We start from the raw sequence: 20,448 nt of genomic DNA, 5'->3' as shown, positions 1-20,448 counted from the left end.
AAGGTGACTGTATGCAGCTAAACTCACCCGTTCGCTGACATTCCCGGAACCCCGTGATCAGCCCTGAAACCGCCGTTCCTGAAGCCGGTCCAGCTCTCTGCGATCGCGCTTCGTCGGGCGGCCCGTACCCCGGTCGCGAAGGGCGATGGGAACGGTCAGTTCGCGCGGCGGGGGCGGCGGGCTGTTGTCCACGTAGCACTCCACGGCGACCGGCGCGCCGACCCGCTTCTTCACGACGCGCGAGACCACCACGACCCGGTCGCGGGCCGCGTGGCGCAGCCGGATCTCATCGCCCGGCTTGATCGCGTACGCGGGCTTGACCCGCTCGCCGTTGACGCGGACGTGGCCGGCGCGGCAGGCGGCGGCGGCCTGGGAGCGGGTCTTGGTGAGCCGTACGGACCAGATCCAGGAGTCGACCCGTGCGGTCCCCGCGTCCGAAGCCTCAGAAGTCATACATCGAGGGTAAGCGCGGACACCCCGGCGGCTCTCCCTCTTTATCCGTGTCAATATCCGTGTCAATGCCGAGCGGGGTGACGCCGGTCCGAGACGGCGCCACCCCGCGGTCAGGTCAGGTCAGGCGGGTCAGGTCAGTCGGCGTCAGACGCCGATGTCGCCGCCGTCCTTGCGCCAGACCGAGACCACCGACGGACGGACCATCTTGCCGGGGCCGTCGGGCCACGCGCTCGCCGGCTTCTCGACGGTCGCGCCGTCGATCTCACCCGGGTGCTGCACCGCGACCAGGACCCGGCGGTCCTGGATGACCGGACCACAGGTCTCCGCGCCGTTCGGCATGGTCAGGAACTGCTTCAGCTCACCGCGCCGCTCGCCCTGCGTCGCGACGCCGAACAGACCGTCGTGATTGCCGAGCGCGTTGCCGTCCGTCGAGATCCACAGGTTGCCGTGGGCGTCGAAGGCGACATTGTCCGGGCAGGAGATCGGGCTGACCTTGTCCTTGGGGAAGCCCGCGAAGTAGGTGGCCGGGTCGTTGGGGTCACCCGCGACCAGGAAGAGCCGCCAGGCGAACCCGTCGCCCGCCGGGTCGTCCCAGTTCTCCGCCAGCTCCAGGATGTGACCGTGCTTGTTGGCGTTACGGGGGTTGGCCTCGTCGGCGCCCGCCTTGCCCGCCTTGCCGCGGTCGGTGTTGTTCGTCAGCGCGACGTAGACGCGGCCGGTGCGCGGCGACGGCTCGACGTCCTCGGGACGGTCCATCTTGGTGGCGCCGACCTTGTCGCCCGCGAGGCGCGTGAAGACGTACACCTCGTCGGCGCTCATGCCGGGCACGTGCGAGACATCGCCGGTCGCCAGCGGTATCCAGACGCCGGAACCGTCGAACTCGCCGTCGTTCGGGAGCTTGCCCGTGCCGTCGAACTCGCCCGCCGGGCTGTCACCGGTCAGCTTGGCCACGTACAGCGTGCCCTCGTCGAGCAGCGTCAGGTTGTGCTCGTGGGCGGCGCGGCTGTCGCCCTTCTTCATCTGCTTCGACGAGACGAACTTGTAGAGGTAGTCGAAGCGCTCGTCGTCACCCATGTAGACGACGGGGCGGCCGTCGGCGGTGAGGCGGGGCTGCGCGGCCTCGTGCTTGAAGCGGCCGAGGGCGGTGCGCTTACGGGGTGTGAAGTCCGGGTCGTACGGGTCGAGCTCGACGACCCACCCGTGGCGGTGGACCTCGTTGGGCTCCTGCTTGAGGTCGAAGCGCTTGTCGAACAGCTCCCACTTGCGCTCGCTGGCCGCGGTGCCGACGCCGTAGCGCTTGTCCGTGTCGCTCGAACCGTTGGCGAAGTACTGGTTGAAGTTCTCCTCGCCGTGCAGCGTCGTACCCCAGGGGGTGGTGCCGCCGGCGCAGTTGTTCAGCGTGCCGAGCACCCTGCTGCCCGTACGGTCCGCCGAGGTACGGAGCAGATCGCTGCCCGCGGCCGGGCCGGTGAGCCGGAACTCGCTGGTGACGGTGAGGCGGCGGTTGAGCTGGTGACGGGTGACGGCGGTGAGCTTGCCGCTCTTGCGGTCCTCCTCGACCACGACGACGGAGAGACCGTGGGCGGCCCAGGCGATCTCCACCTGCTCGCGGGTCGGCTTGGCCGAGTCGTAGCCCTTGAACATCAGGATCTCGTCGGTGTACTCGTGGTTGGCCACGAGGACCTGACGGTCGCGCTCGCCCTTCAGCGGGAGCAGGCTCAGGAAGTCGTTGTTGTAACCGAACTGGCCGGCCTGCGCCTTGGCGGTCTGCTTGTCCGGGTTGAAGTCCGGCGCACCGCGCAGGATCGGGTCGCCCCAGCGGATGACCACGTTCTGGGCGTAGCCGGAGGGGATGGTCACCTTGTCCGCGGTGTTGGGGGCGACCGGGGTGAAGCGCAGACCGCGGGCGCCGTCGGCCTTGCCTGCCGCGCCACCGGCGTTGCCGTTGCCGTTTCCGTTACCGGCGAGCGCGGCGGCGGACGCCGGGGACTCACCGGGGCCGAACGCGAGCGCGCTGCCCGCCGCGGTGGCGACCGTCACGACGGCGGCGGCGCGCATCATCGAACGTCTCGACATGGCACCGGCGATGATGTCACCGACGTACTCGTTGTCGCTCTTGTTCGGGACCTCGTGGAAACAGGCGTCGCCGCAGCGGAAGCGGCAGGTCAGGGCCGAACGCCCGCCCGGGTGAGGGCTGGAACTTGAGTTGAGCAGCGGCAGCAGTTTGCGCACGTTCGCCTCCAGGAATGCGATGTGTTCGGCGCGCACCGCGCCGACAGGGTGTCGGGATGTCTCGGCTGGTGACGCTAGGTGCGGTCGCCACCACGATGGCGGCCTCCAGGTGAACGACACATGAATCTGCGCCGACCGCATGGTCGGGGAAGAGTAATGGCGCGGGCGGCGGGGAGGGTACCGTCCTGCCCGTAGGGCCCGTCCTACACGTGGACCGACCCTGCCGGAGATCATTCGCGGCGGCCGCTAACCTTACGTATCCGCCCTGGCCAGGGATGCGTGTTTCCCCGGTGGCGGACACCGCACCCAACTCATCTGAAAGGCCTCGCCCATGGGCATTCGGAGCTTGCTGCGCAAGGTGTTCGGACGCGACCGTGCGGAGGAGCACCACGAGTCGGCGCCGGTCTCGGCCTCGGTACCGTCTCAGGCGGGGCGTTCCGACCGTACGGATCCGGCGGAGCCGACGCCCAAGGACTCGGGTACGGATACGGACACGACGGCCGTCCCGGACGCGACCACGGCCACGGTCTCGGCTACGGCCTCGGCCTCGGACCCGGCGCCTGCCGCCGCTCCCGCCCGGGTTGAGTCCAAGGAATCGGTGGAGCCCAAGGAATCCGTGGAGCCCGGGGACTTGGCGGAGCCCAGGGACGTCGGAGGGGCGGCGGCGGATCTGGTGGCCGCGGCGTTCGACAACCCCCGTCCGGCCGACCCGGACCGCGCCGTCCCTTCGCAGCTGCCGAGGACGAGCGCGATCGAGGAGCCGCCGGCGGCCACGGCCTCGCCCGCCCCGGCTGCCACCCCTGCCGCGGCCCCCACGCCCACGGTCCCCGCGCAGGCCACGGCGGAGCCCGAACTCGATGTGCCTCCCGTACGGGAGGCGGTTGTTCCGGCGGAGCCGGAACGGGAACCGGAACCCGAACCCGAGGTCACGGCGGAAGCCAAGGCCGAGGTCAAGGCCGAGGTCAAGGCCGAGGTCGCGCCCGTACTCGAAGCCGAGCCCGTACGTGAAGCCGAGCCCGTACCGGCGCCCGCCGCCGAGCCGGAGCCGGAGCGGGAAACCGTCCCCGAGCCCGAGCCCGTCGCCGCCGACGCCGGCACCACCACCGGTGCCGCCGCCCGCCCCGCCTTCACCCTCGCCCGCGTCAAGTCCCGCGCCCCCGGCCTCGCCGACCACTACAAGGCCGCCGGCGCCGCCCTCAAGAAGCGCGGCCTCGCCGGGCAGCGGGCCACCGTCTATCTGGTGCTCGACCGGTCCGGCTCCATGCGGCCGTACTTCAAGGACGGCAGCGCCCAGCACCTCGGCGAGCGGGCCCTCGCGCTCTCCGCGCAGCTGGACGAGAGCGCGACCGTCTCCGTCGTGTTCTTCTCCACCGAGATCGACGGGACCGGCGAGATCGGTCTCACCGACTACGAGGGGAAGATCGACGAACTGCACGGCTCCCTCGGGCGCATGGGGCGTACGAACTACCACCGCGCCGTCGAAGAGGTCGTCACGCTGCACGAGAAGTCCGGTTCGGCCGGGCCCGCCCTGGTGATCTTCCAGACGGACGGTGCGCCCAGCGCCGTACGCCTCGCCGAGCAGGCTCTCGCCGAGGCCGCGAAGCTGCCGCTCTTCTGGCAGTTCGTGGCATTCGGCGAGGAGGACGCCAAGGGCTTCGACTTCGCGCGGAAGCTCGGCGCGGACGAGGCCACGGCGAACGTCGGCTTCTACCACGCGGGTCCGGCGCCCAGCGAGGTCCCGGACGCCACGTTCTACCGCGAACTGCTCGCCACCTGGCAGCCGTCCGCCCCCGCCAACTGACCTGCCCTTAACGGCACTTACCGGCTCTTACCGACCCTTACTGGCCCTTACCGCCGTCGGCCCGCGTCCCGTACGCGGCGCCGGCGGCGGTTTCCGTCGCGGCCCAAGTCGCAGTGCTGGCAACCGTTTTGGCCGCCGTAGAAGCCGCTGTAGTGGCCGCCGTCAGCCACCGTCGCGCTCCGCCTTCGGCAGCGACACCGTCACGCTCAGCCCCCCGCCCGCGCCGCCCGGCTCCGCCGTGGCCGTCCCCCCGTGCGCCACCGCGATCGAGCGGACGATGGAGAGGCCGAGCCCCGCGCCGAGCCCCATCCGGTCGCGGCCCTCACCCCGCCGGAACGGTTCGAACAGCGCGGGGATGTCCGCCTCGGCGACGACAGGGCCGGTGTTGCGCACCACCAGCTCCGTGCCGCGTACATCGACGTCCACGGTCCCCCCGGGCACGTTGTACGTCACCGCGTTGGCCAGCAGGTTTCCCATCAACTGCCCGAGCAGCAGCCGGTTTCCGCGTACCACTCCGGCGTCAACGACACACAGGGACACCCGCCGCCCGTAGCGCGCCGTCTCCTCCGCCACCGCCTCGCCCAGATCGACCGGCTCCAGGTCCTCCACCTCGCGCTCGCTGCGCGCCAGCACGAGCAGCCCTTCGATGAGCCGCTCGCTGCGCCGGTTGTTGTCGAGCAGGGTCTCCTTCGTACGGGCCAGCTCGTCCGGCGTGCAGAGGTCGTCCAGCCCGACCTGGATCGCGGCGCGCTGGGTAGCGAGCGGGGTGCGCAGCTCGTGCGAGGCGTTCGCGATGAACCGGCGCTGGCTGTCGAAAGCTTTCTGCAGGCGCGCCAGGAGCGCGTCCAGGGTGTCGCCCAGCTCCTTCAGCTCATCGTCCGGGCCGCTCGCGCCGATCCGTTCGTGAAGATTGTGTTCGGACAATCGGCGGGCCTTCGCCGTCATCGCGTGCACCGGACGCAGCACGCGCCCCGCCGTCCACCAGCCGACCCCGACCGCGCACGCCGCCATGACCAGCAGCGCGGCGACCGACCAGAACAGCATCTCGTCGGAGGCGGCGTCCGTGACCGTGTCCGTGAGCTGGTACACGGCGATGGGCTGGCCCTGTTGCCGGCGGATCAGCCCGCTCCCCGGCGAGTCGGGGAGCGCGGGCGACACCTGGACCGGCGCCACCCGGGCGGCGATCTCCTGCGCCTCGTTCTGCGTACCGACGGTGGAGAGCAGATTGACGACGGTGAGCAGACAGCCGCCGAGGACGACGAAGACGCCCCCGTAGATCAGGGCCATGCGGGTACGGATGGTGGAGCCGGGCCCCAGCGCCCTGCCCCGCCCAGGTCGGCATGTGCGGCCCGTTCGCCCCGTTCCCTTCGCGGCGCGCGCGCTCGCGTCGCCTATCACAGCGCGTACCCCACCCCCTGGACCGTACGGATCAGCGGCGGATCCCCGAGTTTCGCCCGCAGCTTGCTGAGACAGACCCGGACCGCGCCGGTGAACGGATCCGCGTGCGCGTCCCAGGCCCGCTCAAGCAGCTCCTCGGCCGAGACCGGCGCCCCGTCCGCCTCCAGCAGGATCTGGAGCACCGAGAACTCCTTGGGCGAGAGGTCGAGCGCCACCCCGTCCCGCGACGCCGTCCGGCGTACGGAATCGAGCCGTACGCCGTGCCGCTCCAGCTGCGGTGGTACGGGCCTGGCGCTGCGCCGCCGCAGCGCGCGCACCCGCGAGACCAGTTCGGGGAAGTCGAAGGGCTTGCCCAGATAGTCGTCGGCGCCCAGATCGAGCCCCTCGACGCGCTCCTCCATGGAGGCGGACGCGGTGAGCATCAGGATGCGCGTACGGGACGACTCGGCGACCAGCTTGCGCGCGACGTCGTCGCCGTGGACACGTGGCAGATCGCGGTCGAGGACGACGACGTCGTAGTCGTGCAGTCCCAGATAGGCGAGGGCGGCGTCACCGCTGTACACGGTGTCGACGGCGAATCCCGCCCGCCGCAGCCCGGTGGCCACCAGCTCGGCCAGGACCTCCTCGTCCTCGGCGACCAGTACCCGCATGCTGCCGTCCCCTGCCCCTGCCCCTGCACCCAGCCCCGCCTCGTACATGATGCCCTTTCTCTCCCGGGATGTGCCTGTCTACTGGAAGGGGTGTTTCGGAAAGCTCTCTCCACGCCCCAGTGCTTCCACGCGCTTCCACCCGGCCCCCCGCGCCTCGGCCCCCCCGCGCACCCCCGCGCACCCTCGGGCACCCCCGGCAAACGCGGGCGACTCGCGCTTGATGGGTCGGATACGATATTGACATTCCGTAGACCAATCGGTCACTCCATGTAGCGACTTGGGAGCAGCCCGCAATGGCTCGACACCTCATCACCAGCGCCCTTCCGTATATCAACGGGATCAAGCACCTGGGCAACATGGTGGGGTCCATGCTCCCGGCGGATGTGTACGCCAGGTACCTCCGCCAGCGCGGCCACGAGGTCCTGTACATTTGCGCCACCGACGAGCACGGCACCCCCGCCGAGCTGGCGGCCAAGGAGGCGGGCGTACCGGTCGACGCCTTCTGCGCCGAGCAGCACGACGCCCAGAAGGCGATCTACGACGGCTTCGAGCTGGCCTTCGACTACTTCGGGCGCAGCTCGTCCGCGCAGAACCGCGAGATCACCCAGCACTTCGCGCGTCGGCTGAAGGAGAACGGCTTCATCGAGGAGCGGGCGATCCGCCAAGTCTTCTCGATCGCCGACGACCGCTTCCTGCCGGACCGCTACATCGTCGGTACGTGCCCGCACTGCGGCTACGACAAGGCCCGCGGCGACCAGTGCGAGAACTGCACCCGCGTCCTGGACCCGACCGACCTGATCAACCCGCGCTCCGCGATCAGCGGCAGCAGCGAGCTGGAGGTCCGCGAGACCAAGCATCTCTTCCTCCTCCAGTCGAAGCTGGCGGGCGAGGTCGAGACCTGGATCGACGCGACCAGCACGGAGTGGCCGCAGCTCGCCTCCTCGATCGCCCGCAAGTGGCTGACCGAGGGCCTGCACGACCGCGCGATCACCCGCGACCTGGACTGGGGCGTACCGGTCCCGGCCGACACCTGGCCGGAGCTGGCCGCCGAGGGCAAGGTCTTCTACGTCTGGTTCGACGCGCCCGTCGAGTACATCGGCGCGACGAAGGAGTGGTCCGACCAGGACCCGGCGAACCGCGACTGGAAGTCCTGGTGGTACAAGGCCGACGACGCCGTCCGCTACACGGAGTTCATGGCCAAGGACAACGTCCCGTTCCACACGGTGATGTTCCCGGCCACCCAGCTCGGCACCCGCGAGCCCTGGAAGAAGGTCGACTACGTCAAGGCCTTCAACTGGCTCAACTACTACGGGGGCAAGTTCTCCACCTCACAGAAGCGGGGCGTCTTCACCGACGCCGCGCTGGACCTGCTGCCCGCCGACTACTGGCGCTACTTCCTGATCGCGAACGCGCCGGAGTCGGACGACACGTCCTTCTCGTGGGAGCACTTCACGGCGACGGTGAACAAGGACCTCGCCGACACCCTCGGCAACTTCGTCAACCGCGTCCTGTCCTTCTCGCGCAAGCGCTTCGGCGACGCGGTGCCGGCCGGCAAGCCGGCGGGCCAGGCGGAGGCGAAGCTCGGCGAGGAGATCGCGGGGCTGCTCGCCGAGTACGAGGGCCACATGGAGACGCTCCAGTTCCGCAAGGCCGCCGCCGCGCTGCGTGCCCTGTGGTCCGCGGGCAACTCGTATCTGGAGGAGAAGGCTCCGTGGCTGGAGATCAAGTCCGACGAGGAGGGTGCGGCGCTGACCCTGCGGACGGCGATGAACCTGATCCATCTGTACGCGGTGATCTCCGAGCCGTTCATCCCGGCGTCCTCCAGGGCCATGCGGGAGGCGTTCGCGCTGACCGACGACACGGCGCGCTGGGTCACGGCCGAGGAGGCGAAGGCGCTGGCGTCCGTTCCGGCCGGTACGGCGTTCACCGTCCCGCCGGTGCTCTTCGCGAAGATCAGCGACGAGGACCTGGCGGCGTACCGGGAGCGCTTCGGCGGCGAGGACCCGGCGGCGGCGTAACGCGCGGACGCGTAACACGCGGCTGCCGCTGACAGCTGGAGGGCGAGGGCCCGGGACGGCAGGTCCCGGGCCCTCGCGCGTACGTACGGACGTATGTACGGAACGGGGCGAGCGCCTTCGTAGCGTCAGTCGCCGAGCGAGCCCGCGTCACCGATCAGTCGCTGAGCGAATCCGCGTCGCCCATCACCACGGTCGGCCGCTTCGCCGGGTCCAGCATCCTCAGCAGCTCCTTCATGCGCCGGCGCGGCAGCGAGACACACCCCTGGGTGGGCCCGCCGTGGTCCACGTGGAGCCAGATGCCGCCGCCCTTGTCCTCGCCGAGCGGCCGGGTCCAGTCAAGGGGTGAGGTGCCTGGCAGCCGGTTGTAGTTGATCGCGACCACATAGTCGAAGGACCCCGCGAGCGCCTCGCCCTCGAAGCCGTCGCCCGACGCCTCGAAGATGGAACGGCGGTCGTACGGGAGCTTCGAGCCGGGGTCGGGCAGCTTGCCGCCCGCATCGGTGAGGTCGAACACCCCGATGGGCGAACGCAGATCGCCCTGGAAGTGGTCGTCGGTCCAGCCGCGCACGGCGTTGTGGGCGGGCCAGACGTCCGAGACGGCATGCCAGCCGGTGACCGGATCGCGTTCGTAGACGACGGCCGAGGCCGTGCTGGAGTTCCGGTCCTTGCCGGTCACCACGACGGCCTGGAACGCCTGGGGGGAGATCTCGGCGCGGGTCGCGGGACCGAGCCCGGGGATCTCCTCCGGCTCGACGATCTGCGGCTCGGGGGCGGGCTGTCCGGCGGCGCCGCTGGTGGCATCGGCGCCGGGCTTGTCCTTCGCGGCCGTCCCGCCCGGCGCCGAGCCCACGTTGTCCGCGTGGTCCGTGGTGCCGGTGAGGCCCGAGCAGCCGGTGAGCAGCAGGCCGGTCGCCAGCAGCGCGGCGATCAGCGGGCCTCTGCGGACAGGGCGGACAGGGCGCACGGACATGTACGGGCCTCTTTCATCTCGCGTTCCGGGGATGCTCGGTAGTGCTGGGAGCGATCGCAGGTGCTCTGCCGAAGTCTGCGCCGGTGATCAACGCGCGGGGCGTCCTCGACGGTCCCCGGCGAGTCGCCCGCGACGCACAGAGTGACGGTGACCGCCGAGCAGGGACTGACCCGGCGGCCGGACACGCGGAAGGGGCCCGGAACCGTGTGGTTCCGGGCCCCTTCGGGTGGGTCTGGAGGGACTACTCGCCGGACTTCTCGCCGGACTTCGCGGCCGGCTTGCGCAGCGCGATGTTCAGCTCGCGGAGGCGGGACTCCGCCAGCTCCGTGGGCGCGCCCATCATCAGGTCCTGCGCGTTGCCGTTGAGCGGGAAGGCGATCGTCTCGCGGATGTTCGGCTCGTCGGCCAGCAGCATCACGATGCGGTCGATGCCCGGGGCGATACCGCCGTGCGGCGGGGCGCCGAGGCGGAACGCGCGGAGCATGCCCGCGAACTCCTGCTCGACGGTCTCGCGGTCGTAGCCGGCGATCTCGAACGCCTTGATCATCAGCTCGGGCTCGTGGTTACGGATCGCACCGGAGGACAGCTCGATTCCGTTGCAGACGATGTCGTACTGCCACGCCAGGATGTCCAGCGGGTCCTTCGTCTCCAGGTCTTCCAGACCGCCCTGCGGCATCGAGAACGGGTTGTGCGAGAAGTCGATCTTCCCGGTCTCCTCGTCCTTCTCGTACATCGGGAAGTCGACGATCCAGCAGAACCGGAAGACGCCCTCCTCGAAGTGGCCCGCGCGCTTGGCGGCCTCGACGCGCACCGCGCTCATGATCTTGGAGACCTCGTCGAACTCACCGGCGCCGAAGAAGACGGCGTGGCCGGGGACGAGCCCCAGGCGCTCGGTGAGCAGCTTGACGTTCTCCTCGGTGAGGAACTTGGCGATCGGGCCGCTCAGCGCGCCGTCCTCGCCGACCCGCACCCAGGCCAGGCCCTTCGCGCCGTGCTCGACGGCGTACTCACCGAGCCCGTCGAAGAACTTCCGCGACTGGCCCGCCGTGTCCGGCACCGGCAGCGCGCGGACGTGCTTGCCGGCGAACGCCTTGAACTCGGAGCCCTCGAAGACATCCGAGATGTCGGACAGTTCGAGCTTGGCCCGCAGGTCCGGCTTGTCGTTGCCGTACTTCAGCATCGACTCGCGGAACGGGATGCGCGGGAACGGCGAGGTGACATGGCGGCCGTTGCCGAACTCCTCGAACAGCTCGGTCATCAGCTTCTCGATCGGCCGGAAGACATCCTCCTGCTCGACGAAGCTCATCTCGACATCGAGCTGGTAGAACTCGCCGGGCGAGCGGTCGGCGCGGGCGTCCTCGTCGCGGAAGCACGGCGCGATCTGGAAGTAGCGGTCGAAGCCCGAGATCATCAGCAGCTGCTTGAACTGCTGCGGGGCCTGCGGCAGCGCGTAGAACCTGCCCGGGTTCAGCCGGGACGGGACCACGAAGTCACGGGCGCCCTCGGGGGAGGTCGCGGTGAGGATGGGCGTGGCCATCTCGTTGAAGCCCAGCGCCGTCATCTTGTGCCGGATGGCGGAGATGACGGACGTACGCAGCATGATGTTGCGGTGCATGCGCTCGCGGCGCAGGTCGAGGAAGCGGTACTCCAGGCGCCGCTCCTCGTTCACTCCGTCCTCGGCGTTGACCGTGAACGGCAGCGGGCCCGCCGCGCCGAGGATCTCGACCTCGGAGACCTCGATCTCGATCTCGCCGGTCGACAGCTCCGGGTTGACGTTCTCCGCACCGCGCGCGGAGACCTTGCCGTCGATACGGACGACGGTCTCCTTCGTGAGCTTGGACAGCTCCTCGTTCGCGGGGGTGCCGGGGCGGGCCACGAGCTGGACCAGACCGTAGTGATCGCGGAGATCGATGAAGAGGATGCCGCCCAGGTCTCGGCGATTGTGCAGCCAGCCGCTCAGCCGGACGTCGGCACCGACGTCAGAGGCGCGGAGCTCGCCGCAGGTGTGGGACCTGTACCGATGCATCGTCGTTTCATCCAGTTCTTGGCAAGTCGGGGGTGGCCGGGCGGAAGCGCTGCGTCGGACGACAGCGTTACGTCGTACGACGTAACAGGTTACCGCCCGGCCATGACACACCCCTCGGTGGCGTTTGTTCTACTCATATTCATAAAGTGGGACAATGCGCACCGAGGATGTCCTGGCCGCGATCGCGACCGGTCTATGGCGCTGGGAGAACGCGTCCGGCACAGTCACCCTCGACGGGGAGGCGGCCCGGCTGCTCGCCATGCCCGGAGAACCCGTGACGCTCACCGAGTCCGCCACACGCTCCCGTTTCCACCCCATCGACTGGAACGAGATCGACGGCATCGTCCATCTCGCGCTCGCCGAGGGGACCCTCGCCGAGGCCCGGCTGCGGGTCGTGGACGAGGGCGGCCGGGTGCTCCGTACCGTACGGGTCAGGGCCAGGCCGATCATCGCGTCCCCGGCCGAGGGGGACCACGAGATGGTCGGCACGGTCCAGGAGGTCACCGAGCCCCACCCGGACGCCACCGTCGAACGGTCCTCCGTCACCGGCGACTGGCGCCGCTCCCGCGAGGCCTTCCTGCTCGACGCGGGCCGCGCGCTGGCCGAGGCGCGCTCCACCGCCGAGGTGCTGCGGGTCGCCGCCTCCCTCTCCATGCCCGGCTTCTCGCCGGACGGCCTCGCGGTCTACGGCGTCTCCGGCGAGCGGCTGACGATCATCGGCCACCACGGGCACGCCCCCGAGGACACGGCCCCGTTCGAGACCATGACGCTGGACTCCGACTACCCGGCGTCCGAGGTCGTACGGACCGGCCGGGCCATCTACCTGCCGACCCCGGACGCGTATGCCGACCGGTACCCCGCCACCTGGCGCTACGTGAAGCGCTTCGGCCGCCGCTCCTGGGCCTTCCTCCCGCTGATCGTCGCGGGCCGCACGCTGGGCACCTGGATGGCCGCCTTCAAACACCGGGTCGCGTTCTCGCCCGACGAGCGGTCCGTCCTGACGACGGTGGCCCGCATGCTGGCGCAGGCGCTGGCCCGCGCGAGTGCCGCCGAGACCGAGCGCGAGCTGTCCCTCGGCCTCCAGCGCACGATGATGCCGACGCTCGGGCCCCAGATCCCCGGTATGACGATGGCGGCCCGCTACGTACCGACCGGCGGCGGGCTCCAGATCGGCGGCGACTGGTACGACATGATCCCGCTGCCCGGCGGCACATCGCACTCCGAGGGCCGCTGGCGCGGGCGCTTCGCGCTGGTCATCGGGGATGTCCAGGGCCATGACGTACGGGCCGCCGCCCTCATGGGCCAGCTGCGGATCGCCCTGCGCGCGTACGCCTCGGAGGGCCACCGGCCGGACGCGGTGCTCGCCCGCGCCTCCCGCTTCCTGGCCGGTCTCAACCACTACCCGGGGCGCGACGGCGGACCACCCAGGGACGCGGGCGCCGCCGTGATGAACGAGTGGTACTCCGTGGCGGGCCCGCGCTTCGCGACCTGCCTCTATCTGGAGGTCGACCCGGAGAACGGCACCATCGACATCGCCCGCGCGGGCCACCCCGACCCGGTGATCCGCACGGCGGACGGGACGGCGTTCGTCCGGCAGACCGAAGGCGGGCTGCCGCTCGGCATCGAGACCGACTCCGACTATCCGACGACCCGGCTCGTCCTGGGGCCCGGCGAAACGCTCATGCTCTACACGGACGGGCTCATCGAGACCGCGGACACGATCTGGCGAGCGGCTGGGCACGGCTGCGGCCCGTACTGGAGCAGGACAGCGGCGGATCCCTGGAGAAGCTCGCCGACAGTCTCATCCAGGCCGTGCACGGCCCCACCTCGCACTACACGACCGGACCGCTCGCGGACCGCCGCGAGGACGACATCGCGCTCCTGCTCCTCTCCCGGGACCTCGCGACGGCCCGGCTCCCCGGCGGGATTCCCCGGCGTGCCGCGCTGACCGTCGCCCAGGCCGAGCCCGAGCGGATCGCGGGCGTACGGCGGCAGCTGCGCGAGCTGCTGCACGACTGGGCGGACGAGGAGCAGATCGACTCCGCGGAGCTGATGGTCTCCGAGATGATCACCAACGTCCTCCTGCACACGGACGGCGACGCCCTGCTGGTCGCGGAGGCGCGCGGCGAGCCGGGAGACCGGCGTCTGCGCGTCGAGGTCGCCGACACCAGCGACGAACTGCCGCATCGCAGGCACCCCGGGGAGCTGGCGTCCAGCGGGCGCGGCCTGGTGCTGATGGAGGTGCTGGCCGACGCCTGGGGGGTGGATCCGCGCGGCGAGGGGAAGTCGATCTGGTTCGAGCTCTACGAGTGCGGAGGGGCGGAGCCCGGGGCCTCCTCGTAGTGGCCGTAGCGGTCCCTGAGCTCGGAGAGGACACCGAACGCGGCGGCCGTCAGCGGTACGGCGAGCAGCATGCCCAGAATCCCGGCCACGCTGGCGCCCGCGGTGATCGCCAGTATCACCACGGCCGGGTGCATCTGGACCGTACGGCTCTGGATCATCGGCTGGAGCACATGCCCCTCAAGCACCTGCACGGCGAGCACCACCCCCAGCGCCCACAGCCCGATCACCCAGCCCCGGTCGGCCAGGGCGACCAGCACGGCGACGGCGCCCGAGAGGAAGGCGCCGAGATACGGGATGTACGCCCCGACGAAGACGAGCGCGCCGAGCCCGACCGCGCCGGGGACGCGCAGGATCAGCAGGCCGACGGTGATACAGACCGCGTCGATGAGGGCGATGACGGTGGTGCCGCGCATGAACCCCTCGACGGCGCCGAAGGCACGGCGGGCCATGGCCTCGACGGTGTCCCCGGTCGTACGCGGGGCGAAGGCCCTGAGCGCGCCGGCCGCGCGCTCCGAGTCGCGCAGGAAGAAGAACATCAGCAGCAGCGCGAGCACGGCGGTGGCGATCAGCTCGCCGACGACACTGATCCCGGTGAGGACCCCGGAGGCGGCGGTGGCGCCGAACTTCCCGATCAGGTTCTTGGCGTTCTTCGCCAGATCGTCGAGCGAGGTCCCGGCGGCGCCGAAGTGCCGGGCCAGGTCCCGCGCCGCCTGCCGCAGCGAGGTCATGATCTGGTCCCCGTTGTCGACCAGCGCGCTGACGACGATGTACCCCGCGCCGCCGACCACGGCCACGACGGCGACGCAGGTGAGCCCGGCGGCGAGCGACCGGTTCAGCCGCAGTGCGACGAGCCGGCGGTACAGGGGGCCGAGCAGCGCCGTGCCGAGGATGGCGAGCAGTACGGGCGTGACGGCGGTCTTGAAGGTGACGACCAGCCAGATCCCGACGGCCCCGACCCCGGCGATCACCAGCACCACGACGCACCATGCGGCGAGGCGCCGGGCGCTCTCGGGGAGGACGGACGACGGCGAGATCTGCACGCTCCCACCCGACCACGCGGGAGGGGGCCTGTCCCCTGTAGGGCTCCGCGTGGGTGACGGTGCGCACGGGGTGCGTTCTCCTCGGCGGGGGCCGGTTTCCGGGGGCGGGTGCGTCCGTCGTGGTGCCGGGTGCCGGGGCCTCCGGAGGTCCGTGGGCGCGGTTGCCCCGGAGCGCACCCCGCCGAGGAGAACGCGCCCCGGACAACGCCCCCGCCGGTTACGCCGGCCCCGCCGGCACCGTGCCCAGGCGCCCCGACTGGAAGTCATCGAACGCCTGCTTGAGCTCCGCGTGACTGTTCATCACGAACGGGCCGTAGTGCGCCATCGGCTCCCGGATCGGACGCCCGCCCAGCAGCACGACCTCCAGGTCCGGCGTGTTCCCGTCCTGGGACTCGTCCGCGCGCACGCTCAGCGCGCCGCCCGCGCCGAACACCGCCGTCTGCCCCATGTGGACCGGACGCCGGTCCGTACCGACCGTGCCGCGCCCCGCCAGTACGTACGCGAGACCGTTGAAGTCCTCGCGCCACGGCAGGTTGATCTCCGCACCCGGCCGCAGTGTCGCGTGGATCATCGTGATCGGGGTGTGCGTGATGCCTGGACCCTCGTGCCCGTCCAGCGCGCCGGCGATCACCCGGAGCAGCGCGCCGCCGTCGGGCGAGGTCAGCAGCTGGACCTGGCCGCCGCGGATGTCCTGGTACCGAGGGTTCATCATCTTGTCGGACGCCGGGAGGTTCACCCAGAGCTGGAGGCCGTGGAACAGCCCGCCGGACATGACCAGCGACTCCGGCGGAGCCTCGATGTGCAGCAGGCCGGAGCCCGCCGTCATCCACTGGGTGTCGCCGTTCTGGATGGTGCCGCCGCCACCGTTGCTGTCCTGGTGGATGAAGGTGCCGTCGATCAGGTACGTGACGGTCTCGAAGCCGCGGTGCGGGTGCCACGGGGTGCCCTTGGGCTCGCCCGGCGCGTACTCCACCTCACCCATCTGGTCCATCATGATGAACGGGTCGAGGTACTCGTAGTTGATCCCCGCGAACGCGCGACGCACCGGGAAGCCCTCGCCCTCGAAACCGCCGGGGGCGGTCGTGACGGCGAGCACGGGGCGGGCCACGGCGTCGGCCGGAGCCGCCACCCGGGGCAGGGTCAGCGGGTTTTCGACAGTCACAGCGGGCATGGGGGCCTCCTTGATGATTCAACGTTCAATTTAGTTGAACAGTGAACATCTGGCAAGGCGCACCGATTCCCCCGTCCGCGGCACCCCGGCGGACGGGCTGATAAATGGGGTTCTGGGCCTTGTCCGGTCGACAGGACCTAGCCGTACATACGGCGCATGGCGAAGTCCACCATCTGCTCGACCGCCTTCGCGTCGAACACCATGCGGTGGTCGCCCTCTATGTCCAGGACGAAGCCGTAGCCCGTGGGCAGCAGATCGATCACCTCGGCGCCGGTGATCACGAAGTACTTCGACTCCTTGCCCGCGTACCGCCGCAGCTCCTTGAGCGTGCTGAACATGGGGATCACCGGCTGCTGCGTGTTGTGCAGCGCCAGGAACCCGGGGTTGTCACCCCGCGGGCAGTAGACCTTCGACGTCGCGAAGATCTGCTGGAAGTCCTCGGCCGACAACGACCCCGTCGTGAACGCCCGCACGGCGTCCCCGAGCGATGGGGGCGAGGGCTCCGGATACAGCGGCTGTTCGCCGTATCCGCCCGCGCCGGGGCCGCCCATCGGCTGCTGCTGCGGCTGCTGAGGCGGGTGCGTGTACTGCTGCTGAGCGCCCGGGTTCTGGTCGTAGCCGTACATGAGCGCAAGAGTACTGAGGAATGGTGCCCGGGGGAGCCGAGTCGACCTCGTCACAGTATCCCGGACGGGGTTGCGCCTTATTACCCATGGGTAGCATCATCGTAGCTACTTACCGGTACATGTATGAGGAACCTGCCTCCCCGAGCCTTACGGAGTCGTCGCCATGGGGCACTACAAGTCGAATCTGCGCGACATCGAGTTCAACCTCTTCGAGGTCCTCGGACGCGACAAGCTGTACGGCTCCGGACCGTTCGCGGAGATGGACGTGGAGACCGCCAAGAGCATCCTCGAAGAGGTCACGCGCCTCGCGGAGAGCGATCTCGCCGAGTCGTTCGCGGACGCCGACCGCAACCCGCCGGTCTTCGACCCGGAGACCAACACGGCTCCGGTCCCGGCGGCCTTCAAGAAGAGCTACCAGGCGTACATGGACTCCGAGTACTGGCGTCTGGGCCTGCCGGAGGAGATCGGCGGCACGACCTCTCCGCGTTCTCTGATCTGGGCGTACGCGGAGCTGCTTCTCGGCGCGAACCCCGCCGTGTGGATGTACGCGTCGGGCCCCGCCTTCGCCGGCATCCTCTTCGACGAGGGCAACGAGGCACAGAAGAAGGTCGCCGCGTTCGCCGTCGAGAAGCAGTGGGGTTCCACGATGGTCCTCACCGAGCCGGACGCCGGCTCGGACGTCGGCGCGGGCCGTACGAAGGCCGTCGAGCAGGAGGACGGCAGCTGGCACATCGAGGGCGTGAAGCGCTTCATCACCTCCGGTGAGCACGACATGTCGGAGAACATCCTTCACTACGTCCTCGCCCGCCCCGACGGCGCCGGCCCCGGCACCAAGGGCCTGTCGCTGTTCCTCGTACCGAAGTACGAGTTCGACTGGGAGACCGGCGAGCTGGGCGCGCGCAACGGCGTGTACGCCACGAACGTCGAGCACAAGATGGGCCTCAAGGCCTCCAACACCTGCGAGATGACCTTCGGCGACCGCCACCCCGCCAAGGGCTGGCTGATCGGTGACAAGCACGAGGGCATCCGCCAGATGTTCCGCATCATCGAGTTCGCCCGGATGATGGTCGGTACGAAGGCCATCGCCACGCTGTCCACCGGCTATCTGAACGCGCTGGAGTACGCCAAGGAGCGCGTCCAGGGCCCCGATCTGGCGCAGTTCATGGACAAGGCCGCGCCCAAGGTCACCATCACGCACCACCCCGACGTACGCCGCTCGCTGATGACGCAGAAGGCGTACGCCGAGGGCATGCGCGCCCTCGTCATGTACACCGCCTCCGTCCAGGACGAGATCGCCGTCAAGGAGGCCGAGGGCGAGAACGCGAAGGCGCTGCACGGGCTGAACGATCTGCTGCTGCCGATAGTGAAGGGCTACGGCTCGGAGCGGTCGTATGAACAGCTCGCGCAGTCCCTCCAGATCTTCGGCGGCTCCGGCTATCTCCAGGAGTACCCGATCGAGCAGTACATCCGGGACGCCAAGATCGACACCCTCTACGAGGGCACCACCGCGATCCAGGGCCAGGACTTCTTCTTCCGGAAGATCGTCCGCGACCAGGGCCAGTCGCTGAACACGCTCGCCGAGGAGATCAAGACGTTCCTGGCGGTCGGCACCGGCGGTACGGAGCTGGCCCCGGCCCGCGACGCGCTCGCCAAGGCGGCCGTCGACCTGGAGGCGATCGTCGGCCGGATGCTGACCGACCTCACCTCCACCGGCGAGGACGTCAAGAACATCTACAAGGTCGGGCTGAACACGACGCGGCTGCTGATGGCCTCGGGCGATGTGGTCGTCGGCTATCTGCTGCTGCGCGGCGCCGCGGTGGCCACCGAGAAGCTGGAGACGGCCGCCGCGAAGGACGTGGCGTTCTACCAGGGCAAGATCGCGGCGGCGAAGTTCTTCGCCGCGAATGTCCTGCCGGACGTCTCGACGCAGCGCGCGCTCGCCGAGTCCGTCGACGACTCCCTCATGGAGCTGGACGAAGCGGCCTTCTGACCGGACCCGCCCCCGCGGCCCCGCGCGGACCCGCTTGATCGCGACGACAGGACAACAGGACGGCAGGACACCTCTCCCCGGGGAGGTGTCCTGCCGTCTGTCCTGCCGTCTGTCCCGCCGTCTGTCCTGCCGTCTGTCCTGCCGTTCCCAGCCGCCCGAAGCTCCGTCCCGCGTGCCTGTTCTCCCCATGTGCGGGAGCTTGTCCCGCCCAGTTCCGTGCCGTTCCAACCGGTGGCGGGCCCGGTGCCAGGGCCCGTCGTTATGGTGAACCCCATGAGCACTTCCGCCCGCTTCGACCGCGGCCACACCGACGACCTCATCTCCTTCTTGACGGCCAGTCCTTCGCCGTATCACGCGGTGGCCAACGCCGCGGAGCGGCTGGAGAAGGCCGGCTTCCGGCAGCTGCGGGAGACGGACGCCTGGGACGGATCGGCGGGCGGGCGGTTCGTGCTGCGCGGCGGGGCGATCATCGCCTGGTTCGTGCCGGAGGGCGCCGACCCGCACACCCCCTTCCGTATCGTCGGGGCCCACACGGACTCCCCGAATCTGCGGGTGAAGCCGCTGCCGGACACCGGCTCGTACGGCTGGCGCCAGATCGCCGTCGAGATCTACGGCGGGACGCTGCTCAACACCTGGCTCGACCGCGATCTGGGCCTCGCGGGCCGTATCTCCCTGCGCGACGGCTCGCACCGGCTGATCAATGTCGACCGCGCCCTGCTCCGCGTCCCGCAGCTGGCCGTGCACCTGGACCGCTCCGTCAACACCGACGGTCTGAAGCTGGACCGGCAGCGGCACATGCAGCCGATCTGGGGCCTCGGGGACCCCCAGGAGGGCGATCTGATCCGCTTCGTGGCGCAGGAGGCGGGCGTCGACGCCGCGGACATCACCGGCTGGGACCTGATGCCGCACGCCATCGAGCCGCCCGCCTATCTCGGCCGCGACCGCGAGCTGCTGGCCGGGCCCCGGATGGACAACCTGCTGTCGGTGCACGCGGGTACGGCGGCGCTGGCCGCGGTCGCCACGTCCGCCGCCGCCGAGCCGCTTCCGTACATCCCGGTGCTCGCCGCCTTCGACCACGAGGAGAACGGCTCACAGTCGGACACCGGCGCGGACGGACCGCTGCTCGGCACCGTCCTCGAACGCTCGGTGCTCGCCCGCGGCGGTACGTACGAGGACCGGGCACGGGCCTTCGCCGGCACGGTCTGCCTGTCGTCCGACACCGGCCACGCCGTGCACCCGAACTACGGCGACCGCCACGACCCGACGCACCACCCGCGCGCCAACGGCGGCCCCATCCTCAAGGTCAACGTCAATATGCGGTACGCGACGGACGGCAGCGGCCGGGCCGTGTTCGCCGCCGCCTGCGAGAAGGCCGGCGTGCCCTGGCAGTCGTTCGTCTCCAACAACTCGATGCCGTGCGGCACGACGATCGGTCCGATCACCGCGGCGAGACACGGCATCCAGACCGTCGACATCGGCGTGGCGATCCTGTCGATGCACAGCGCGCGCGAGCTGTGCGGCGCGGACGACCCGTATCTGCTGGCGAACGCCCTGGTGGCGTTCCTGGAGGGCTGAGCGTCCGCCGGGCCGAACTCCCGGCTCCCGCATGGCTGTTACGGAACGGGGTACGCGAATCCCATGGCCCGGACGGTCACCACTCGGGCCCCTTCTCCCACCGTTCCCCCTCCAGGCTCCTTCCGGGCTCCTTCCGGCCCGGTCACACCGTCGGA

General features: G+C 70.3%; 15 protein-coding genes. 6 read left to right on the top strand and 9 right to left on the bottom strand.

What is annotated here, in order from left to right:
- Positions 1–57: 57 nt before the first annotated feature.
- Both ACFRMN_RS09945 and ACFRMN_RS09940 read right to left on the bottom strand, forming a co-directional pair.
- Positions 58–453, bottom strand: a complete 396-nt coding sequence (locus ACFRMN_RS09945) for an RNA-binding S4 domain-containing protein (RefSeq protein ID WP_383016054.1) — start codon at positions 451–453, stop codon at positions 58–60.
- Between the two features lie 144 nt (positions 454–597).
- Positions 598–2,685, bottom strand: coding sequence for a PhoX family protein (locus tag ACFRMN_RS09940; RefSeq protein WP_383016545.1), 2,088 nt, complete (start codon positions 2,683–2,685; stop codon positions 598–600).
- A 331-nt stretch (positions 2,686–3,016) separates the two neighbouring features.
- On the opposite strand from ACFRMN_RS09940, the gene ACFRMN_RS09935 reads away from it, so the two are divergent.
- Positions 3,017–4,486 (top strand): VWA domain-containing protein, encoded by a 1,470-nt coding sequence (locus ACFRMN_RS09935; protein WP_383016051.1) that lies wholly within the window; start codon positions 3,017–3,019, stop codon positions 4,484–4,486.
- 162 nt (positions 4,487–4,648) lie between these two features.
- Here the strand turns inward: ACFRMN_RS09935 and ACFRMN_RS09930 are convergent, their stop codons facing one another.
- Positions 4,649–5,773, bottom strand: a complete 1,125-nt coding sequence (locus ACFRMN_RS09930) for a sensor histidine kinase (RefSeq protein ID WP_383016049.1) — start codon at positions 5,771–5,773, stop codon at positions 4,649–4,651.
- 107 nt (positions 5,774–5,880) lie between these two features.
- Positions 5,881–6,534, bottom strand: coding sequence for a response regulator transcription factor (locus ACFRMN_RS09925; RefSeq protein WP_351394535.1), 654 nt, complete (start codon positions 6,532–6,534; stop codon positions 5,881–5,883).
- A 293-nt stretch (positions 6,535–6,827) separates the two neighbouring features.
- Between ACFRMN_RS09925 and metG the strand changes: the two genes are divergently transcribed.
- A complete protein-coding gene (gene metG, locus ACFRMN_RS09920; protein WP_383016045.1) occupies positions 6,828–8,552 on the top strand; it encodes a methionine--tRNA ligase in 1,725 nt (574 codons plus the stop codon).
- 154 nt (positions 8,553–8,706) lie between these two features.
- Here the strand turns inward: metG and ACFRMN_RS09915 are convergent, their stop codons facing one another.
- Positions 8,707–9,522: a hypothetical protein gene (locus ACFRMN_RS09915; protein WP_383016042.1), complete on the bottom strand. Its 816-nt coding sequence runs from the start codon at positions 9,520–9,522 to the stop codon at positions 8,707–8,709.
- Between the two features lie 241 nt (positions 9,523–9,763).
- Entirely contained in the window at positions 9,764–11,548 is a 1,785-nt protein-coding gene (gene aspS / locus ACFRMN_RS09910; RefSeq protein ID WP_383016039.1) for an aspartate--tRNA ligase, read from the bottom strand.
- A gap of 154 nt (positions 11,549–11,702) precedes the next feature.
- On the opposite strand from aspS, the gene ACFRMN_RS09905 reads away from it, so the two are divergent.
- Together ACFRMN_RS09905 and ACFRMN_RS09900 are read left to right on the top strand one after the other, a co-directional pair.
- Entirely contained in the window at positions 11,703–13,496 is a 1,794-nt protein-coding gene (locus ACFRMN_RS09905) for a PP2C family protein-serine/threonine phosphatase (RefSeq protein ID WP_383016036.1), read from the top strand.
- Positions 13,421–13,891, top strand: a complete 471-nt coding sequence (locus ACFRMN_RS09900; protein ID WP_383016542.1) for an ATP-binding protein — start codon at positions 13,421–13,423, stop codon at positions 13,889–13,891. The genes ACFRMN_RS09905 and ACFRMN_RS09900 overlap by 76 nt, the downstream gene beginning before the upstream one ends.
- On the opposite strand, the gene ACFRMN_RS09895 is transcribed toward ACFRMN_RS09900, so the two are convergent.
- The 3 genes from ACFRMN_RS09895 to ACFRMN_RS09885 all read right to left on the bottom strand — a co-directional run bounded on the left by ACFRMN_RS09895 (position 13,852) and on the right by ACFRMN_RS09885 (position 16,728).
- On the bottom strand, positions 13,852–14,931 hold the full coding sequence (locus ACFRMN_RS09895) for an AI-2E family transporter (protein ID WP_383016033.1): 1,080 nt from the start codon (positions 14,929–14,931) through the stop codon (positions 13,852–13,854). The genes ACFRMN_RS09900 and ACFRMN_RS09895 overlap by 40 nt on opposite strands.
- 217 nt (positions 14,932–15,148) lie before the next feature.
- On the bottom strand, positions 15,149–16,102 hold the full coding sequence (locus tag ACFRMN_RS09890) for a pirin family protein (RefSeq protein WP_383016030.1): 954 nt from the start codon (positions 16,100–16,102) through the stop codon (positions 15,149–15,151).
- Between the two features lie 137 nt (positions 16,103–16,239).
- Positions 16,240–16,728 carry an SseB family protein gene (locus ACFRMN_RS09885; protein ID WP_383016027.1) on the bottom strand — a complete coding sequence of 163 codons (489 nt, stop codon included), beginning with the start codon at positions 16,726–16,728 and terminating at the stop codon, positions 16,240–16,242.
- Between the two features lie 163 nt (positions 16,729–16,891).
- Here ACFRMN_RS09885 and ACFRMN_RS09880 point away from each other — a divergent pair, with 163 nt between their 5' ends.
- Both ACFRMN_RS09880 and ACFRMN_RS09875 read left to right on the top strand, forming a co-directional pair.
- A complete protein-coding gene (locus tag ACFRMN_RS09880; protein WP_383016024.1) occupies positions 16,892–18,718 on the top strand; it encodes an acyl-CoA dehydrogenase in 1,827 nt (608 codons plus the stop codon).
- 273 nt (positions 18,719–18,991) lie between these two features.
- Positions 18,992–20,293, top strand: a complete 1,302-nt coding sequence (locus ACFRMN_RS09875; RefSeq protein WP_383016021.1) for a M18 family aminopeptidase — start codon at positions 18,992–18,994, stop codon at positions 20,291–20,293.
- Positions 20,294–20,448 lie beyond the last annotated feature (155 nt).

Origin of the sequence: Streptomyces sp. NPDC056835, from assembly GCF_042789485.1 — a bacterium.
In the GTDB taxonomy this organism is placed as follows: domain Bacteria; phylum Actinomycetota; class Actinomycetes; order Streptomycetales; family Streptomycetaceae; genus Streptomyces.
The sequence above is the reverse complement of the archived record's forward strand: the minus strand, read 5'-3'. Positions and strand labels throughout refer to the sequence as shown.